At 60.6% G+C, this 6,369-nt stretch carries 7 protein-coding genes; 5 read left to right on the forward strand and 2 right to left on the reverse strand.

Annotation, left to right across the window (positions count from 1 at the left end; genetic code table 11):
• The 3 genes from GOSPT_RS23915 to GOSPT_RS12830 form a co-directional block, all read left to right on the forward strand.
• On the forward strand, positions 1 to 1,770 hold a 1,770-nt coding region (locus GOSPT_RS23915; RefSeq protein ID WP_217996117.1), incomplete at its 5' end, for a PIN domain-containing protein.
• Positions 1,771 to 1,798: 28 nt separating this feature from the next.
• Positions 1,799 to 2,248, forward strand: coding sequence for an ASCH domain-containing protein (locus GOSPT_RS12825; protein WP_051993884.1), 450 nt, complete (start codon positions 1,799 to 1,801; stop codon positions 2,246 to 2,248).
• A gap of 244 nt (positions 2,249 to 2,492) precedes the next feature.
• Positions 2,493 to 3,335 carry an undecaprenyl-diphosphate phosphatase gene (locus tag GOSPT_RS12830; RefSeq protein WP_005206620.1) on the forward strand — a complete coding sequence of 281 codons (843 nt, stop codon included), beginning with the start codon at positions 2,493 to 2,495 and terminating at the stop codon, positions 3,333 to 3,335.
• Between the two features lie 273 nt (positions 3,336 to 3,608).
• Here GOSPT_RS12830 and GOSPT_RS12835 read toward each other — a convergent pair whose 3' ends face one another.
• Entirely contained in the window at positions 3,609 to 3,899 is a 291-nt protein-coding gene (locus GOSPT_RS12835; protein WP_005206621.1) for a helix-turn-helix domain-containing protein, read from the reverse strand.
• A gap of 124 nt (positions 3,900 to 4,023) precedes the next feature.
• Between GOSPT_RS12835 and GOSPT_RS12840 the strand changes: the two genes are divergently transcribed.
• Positions 4,024 to 4,557 carry a hypothetical protein gene (locus tag GOSPT_RS12840; protein WP_005206622.1) on the forward strand — a complete coding sequence of 178 codons (534 nt, stop codon included), beginning with the start codon at positions 4,024 to 4,026 and terminating at the stop codon, positions 4,555 to 4,557.
• 225 nt (positions 4,558 to 4,782) lie between these two features.
• On the opposite strand, the gene GOSPT_RS12845 is transcribed toward GOSPT_RS12840, so the two are convergent.
• Positions 4,783 to 5,655, reverse strand: a complete 873-nt coding sequence (locus tag GOSPT_RS12845; RefSeq protein WP_005206623.1) for a hypothetical protein — start codon at positions 5,653 to 5,655, stop codon at positions 4,783 to 4,785.
• 213 nt (positions 5,656 to 5,868) lie between these two features.
• Between GOSPT_RS12845 and GOSPT_RS12850 the strand changes: the two genes are divergently transcribed.
• On the forward strand, positions 5,869 to 6,369 hold a 501-nt coding region (locus GOSPT_RS12850), incomplete at its 3' end, for a DUF2971 domain-containing protein (RefSeq protein WP_039855916.1).

Consider the following 6,369-nt stretch of genomic DNA (forward strand, 5'->3'; position numbering starts at 1 on the left):
TATCCCGAGCGCTTGGGAATTCTGCTCAGTTGCCGACGTGACTATCCAGCCCACCACATGTGGCCCAAACTCGGATTCGTTGCACGTGGGGAGACGCCAGGCCGAGGTAAAGATCGCCGTCTACTCAACCGCTGGTGGCTTGACTTCGGACACCCGACGTTACTGACGTGGGATGGCCCAGCCGACTCGTTGGTGCCCGTCATGATTGACATGAACATCCTCATCGATTTGACATGCGATAGTCCGGGAACCGAGGAGCAGCAAACACGTCGGGTGTTCGACTCGCTTCATGATCGCATCGAGGTGATCGTCAGTCCAGAAGCTGCCAATGAAATCGACCGCAACCCAGACGAGGCAGCAAGGCGACGACTACGCGCAGCACTGGGAGCCTACACAGAGGTCACTGTTGACCAGAGTGAACTCGAACGCGTCGACATGCGCTTGGCGGAACAATCTGGGGCTCGACCTGACGAGAGTCGCCAGACTCGCAGCGATCGAAAACATGTTGCCTATGCCGCAGTCGCGGGCGTGACAACAATCGTGACGCGCGACGGCCCGGCACGCCGTCGCTTGGGTCCCGCATCAAAAAAGATGTTCGAAATCAACATCGTGACGCCATCGGCACTAGTGGGGCTCGTCGACGAAATCGAAAACACCTCGTTGTACTCACCCGGCCCCCTTCTTGGGACGGCCAATCGACGTGCCGAAGCCAGCGTGGACGACGCTACTGACGTCGACGGATTTATCAGTACCGCAACGTCAGAACGGCGCAACGAATTCCAGCAAATACGAGATGATATCGCCGCAGCCAAACCCCTATCGACTATGCAAATAGTCTACAACCCCAGCCGGGTTCCCATCGCATTGATTGGCATCGATACTGCTGGTGAGCACGCGGTTGTGCGCGTAGCGCGAATGCACAAGAACCCCCTCAGCGTGTCTTTGGCGTCCCAACTCGTTCAAAATATTCGCGACTTTAGCCTCACGCATCACAAGAACGTGATCCGCATCATCGATAAACATGTCGACACCACAATCCGAGAGGCTCTCGTGTCGGATGGCTTCCATTTGACCGAGTCAGGGCTAATTGGTGTTGGACTCGGCGGGTATCTGACACCGCATGAGTTTGACTCGCGAATCGGATCGATACTTGCGTCGCTCAACGATGATGGTGACGAGAAATCGGTGCTCACCAAGGCGGTACGCCGGATCTGTGCGCGCGCAGAACCGTACCGGACCGCTGCCATTGAGCACGAGTTGCGTCCTGTGCGATTCGACTCAGATGAACTGCCCACCTGGTTAGTGCCCATTAAGCCGCAATTCTCAGTCGACCTGTTCGGCTACCCCGATCAACTATTCGACCGGCCGTCAAATCTTGGGTTGAGCAGAGAGCACGTGTACTACAAATCCCGAAGCTCAGGCGAAACTGCGCCAGGTCGTATCATCTGGTATGTAAGCGGCACAAGCCAAGAAGCATTCGCGTGTAGTTCACTAATCGAAACGGTTGACGGTACCGCGCACGAACTCCATCGTCGCTTTAGCCGACTTGGCGTGTACACCTATGACCAAGTGGCGCAGGCGGCGCGCGGAAACAAAGCCCGAGCACTGCGTGTCGCAGACACTGTCGTGTTTGACCACCCCGTGCCCCTCCGGCGAATCCAACAACTGGGAGGCGAAGTCGGGCAGCGATTGCCCGGCATGTCCTCGGTACGATTGGTACCCGACGTTTCCGCAACGATCATCAGGGAGGGGCAGTTTGGCGTCAAATGAGGCGGGTGTCGATCCACACCGTGGACTGATGATGCTATCGATCCACCCGCGGCACGCCCGAAACATCGTGAACGGAACGAAGACGGTCGAGCTTCGCAAGACCAGGCCACATGTGCGGCCGGGACAACCCATCGCCATTTACGAGACCATCCCGACGTCGGCGGTGGTGGCCACATGCCGAGTAGCGCGAATCGACGTGACGCCCGTCTCGCAGATGGGACGTGCAGTCATGACCGCCGCATGCGTTACGCAGCGCGACATCACCGAATACTTTGCGGGCAGAGACACCGCCTACCTAATCCACCTCCGAGATGTGAGTCCACTTCTCGACCCTGTCCGGCTGAGTGATATCCGAAGAAACCAAGAGTTCGCTCCGCCTCAAACCTGGCACTTCCTCGATCGAGCAGCCGTCGATCGCATGTTCCTCAAACATCCATCATGGACCATGATCGCCGCGTTCATGGGCCAGCCCGTCTGAGTGCCAGTCCATTGAGCCGCACCGGACCGTGCAGTCAGTTCCCCTACGGTTCACCACGGCCTGGCACTACGCTGCGACGCAAGCCTTGCAGGCATCGGACGAAAACTGCCGTTGATCGCAAAGGACCCGTTGATCTCGAAGGACTCAGTGTCTCCACAGGTATGGGCGACCACACTATCGCCGTGCATAACCAGCGAATAACAGCGGTCGGCGGTCTAGTTGACGGCACAGAGTGTGGTCGTCCATGACCGAGACCATGACCTGGGCCCAGGCGATCGTGCTGGGAATCATCCAGGGCCTCACCGAATTTCTGCCCATCTCATCGTCGGCCCACCTGCGTATCGCTTCGGAACTGATGTTCGGCGGCGACGCCGGTGCGTCGTTCACCGCTGTGATCCAACTCGGCACCGAGGCCGCGGTCCTCGTGTTCTTCGCCCGCGACATCGGGCGGATCATCACCGCCTGGTTCCGCGGACTGTTCAACGAACACGAACGCAACCTCGACTACCGGATCGGCTGGTACGTGATCTTCGCGACCATCCCGATCGGGATCATCGGCTTCCTGCTGAAGGATGAGATCCGCACCGCCGCACGCAACCTCTGGATCACCGCGATCGTCCTGATCGTGTTCTCGGGAGTGTTCTGGCTCGCCGAACGCGTCGCTACCCAATCCCGGTCGATCGAGCAACTCACCCTGCGAGACGGCCTCGTCATGGGTCTCGCGCAATGCCTCGCCCTGGTGCCTGGCGTGTCGCGGTCGGGTGCGACGGCCAGCGCCGGTCTGTTCCTCGGACTCGAGCGCGAGGCCGCGTTCCGCTTCTCGTTTCTGCTCGCGATCCCCGCGGTGCTCGCATCGGGACTGTTCAGTCTTCCCGACGCCTTCCACCCGTCCGGCGACGGTATGGAGGCCACCGGTGCACAACTCGCGGTGGCCACGCTGATCTCCTTCGTCGTCGGCTACATCTCCATTGCCTGGCTGTTGCGCTTCGTCAGCGGCCACTCGCTGAACTGGTTCGGCGTCTACCGCGTCGCACTCGGTGTCGTCGTGATCGCGCTGCTGTCGGCAGGCGTCATCAGCGCCACCTGAGTGGCTCCGCGCCATAGAACGATTGCGCACCAGCGCTGACCCGACGCCAGGGTCGCCAACACCAGCGTCGCGCGGAACCAGACTGAGCTACGGAGTTCTCGCACGTAGCCGCGTCCCGATCGTCAGCGTGTACGGCACTGGAGGAAGTCCGCGAACCACGGTTCAGCGGTTCGAAGGCCGCGGGTCCGGTGACGTTACCTGGCTCGATTCGCAAATCACTGGACAGGCTCTGTGAGCCTCACTCGGTCACTTCCGGGCCGATATGTAGCTCAGCTACCCCGTCCCGGATTCCGAGCTGGCCAGCAGTTCGGTTCGCCTGATCAAGTCGGTAGCACTTGTATCGAGCGCAGAAGCCAGCGCCCACAACCGGTCGAGGGTGACGGTGTTCGTCGAGCCCTCGATCCTCGCGATTGTCGGCCTTGACACCTCCGCACGTTCAGCCAGGGCTTCTTGGCTTAGCCCACGCGCTTCCCGCGCCCGACGCACCACGTCGGCAAACGCACGGCGATGCGCCATGCGGCGCACCAGCTCGTCATCGGACGGGAGCGGATCGGGAGTAGGCATCCCGACAACACTCCGATGCGGACCACTTCTGAGTCTGTATCAAATATGATACACATACCGCCGAGTGAGGTGTCCTTGTCAATCTCCTCAACCCATGTGACCGACAGCACGGAGAACCACACCCATGATGCCGCCGACCACGCCCGCCGCCACCTATCGGCAGGCCCGCTCGATCGGGTTCACCCGCCGCGACATCTTCAAATACGCTGCCTTCGCCTCCGGTGCGATGATCGTCGCCGCCTGTTCCGGAAACGATCCTGGTGCCGAACCCGTCAAGAAGTTCGCTCAAGGCACCTGGACGATCACCGTCACCCGATCGCCAAGTACCAACCCCAACGTGACCAGCGAACCTACCGGCCCGCAAACCTTCCAGATCACCATCGCCGATGGCACCTACACCGCCACCGAGAACAGCTGGCTTCCCACCAGCGGAACCTGGACGTGGAACGAGGGCGGCACCGTCCAGATCACCGCGAGAAAGCCCAGCGTCGCCACCGGCGTCCCTGACACCATCACCGAGTCCACACAGTTGGCATGGCAATACGGCGACGACCGCTTCGCGGTCAAAGCTTCCTGGGACAGCAACACCAAAACCCTCACACTCATCGGCACCGACGGCGACGGCAACCCGCTACCGATCAGTGCAGCTAGACAATAGATTCGGTGCACATCGAATCGCGACGAGCCGCTGGGCGTAAGCCAAGAAGCATGTGACGGTAGTGCGGTGACGAAGATGTTCCTGCCTTCATTGCTCGGGCGCGCGATCACACGACAGCAGACCCGCGATCGGGGTCAGTGATCGGCGCCGATGGCGTGGTCGGAGACCCGGGTGAGCAATCTGCCAGGCACCGAGAATCCGCGACGTCCGCTCAACTGTTCTGACCTACGGACGCTCCTCAAGATCAGCGATGCGATCGATGTACTGGTCACGCAGTTCGCCGAGCCGTTTGGCACGCTCCGCAGTCACGGATGCGACCAGCATCATGCTGGCCGCGAGGGCTACGCGGATCATCAAGAACACTCCCGAGTTGCACGGCGGAAACACGCTGAGCAAAGGGATCGTAGCCAGTGCCACGGCGTTGGCTGTATAGATGTTGAATCGTTGCTGCGAGGCCATCGATGCATAAGCTCGCGCGACAGATACAGTCTGCAGCTGTGCTGGGTCGTACCAATACGACCCGTACTTTTTCACGATGCGCGAGTTCGCGAAGTACCTATCACCGACTGCGGGGTCCTCCAGCGGAGGTCGGTTGACGTGCGGCTGTGCCGCCTGGAGACTGCCCAATAGCCCGCGCAACGCAACCAATGAAGCAATCAGTGGGATGACAGCGCCGGTCAGGATCGCCACGTTCGGAGCATGCTTGAGAATGACTACGCCCGAGCACAGGCCAACGAGCGCTACGCCCGTCAACTGAAAGTCTCTCGTCGCGGCGAGCGAACTGAGCTGCTTGCGCCATCCAACCCGGTTGCCATTGCCATCGCGCATCGGGGCACAGGTGACGATCATGCTTGAGTAGGCGATTTGCAGGGCGAGCATCGACACCTGGACCAGCAGTCCCGCCAAGGCCATTGGGAGCCAAATGCCCCACTCTGCAATAACTTTCGGTAGGGCGTAGGGGCTAATGCACCACAATGCGGTGGCGGCCGTACCGACGACGAACACCCATGCGGCTCCTACCAGGGCGCGCACCGCGTGCTTGGCCGCTAGCCATTGCCATCGCATCGGGTATAGCTCGATCCCCACTGTTTCGAACATTGCCATCTCCATCTGTCGGGGCCACCCCACTATGTGGTAGCCGTGCCGACATGTTGCCCGATGCCACTGACATGATCGACGACGTTCCGCCAGAAATGAGTTGCGCGAGAAGGCTTGACAGCGACGAACATCGCACATACGAGCACATCGCGCACTTCCAGCACGCGAAAACTGCGACACGCACCCACGCCGAAATCGCGTAGTAGTCCGCAGATGTCACTGAATACTGGAGAGATGATGCCCGGTGACGACAGCAGTTTCCCCATCTCCCAGCCGCTTGGCGGCCCCGGTCAGGTCGTGCCGCCCGAGACCGATGAGCCCGACGTGCTTTACCACTACACGGACGCTGGAGGTCTGGTAGGAATTCTGTCTCCGTCGTCGTGGCCGGTCAGCTCCGAGAACGAGAAGGACGTCTACCGATCAGCCGCGAAGATGTGGGCCTCTGATGTCCGGTACATGAATGATCAGCACGAATTGCGCTTCGGTGCCCAACGGTTCTGTGAGGTTCTGCGCGCGACGGCGTCCGACGGTGACGCTCTGAGCGAGACGTTCCAACAGCTCGCGCAGGCGTTCGAAGGTAATCCCGTTGACTGGGGATACAGATGCTTCTCCGTGTCGCTAAGCGAGAAACCTGACTCGCTGTCTCAGTGGCGCGCATACAGCGGCGGCACTGGCGGCTTTGCACTCGGCTTCACCTGGGACTCGCTCGCGGGA

Origin of the sequence: Gordonia sputi NBRC 100414, assembly GCF_000248055.1 — a bacterium.
GTDB lineage: Bacteria > Actinomycetota > Actinomycetes > Mycobacteriales > Mycobacteriaceae > Gordonia > Gordonia sputi.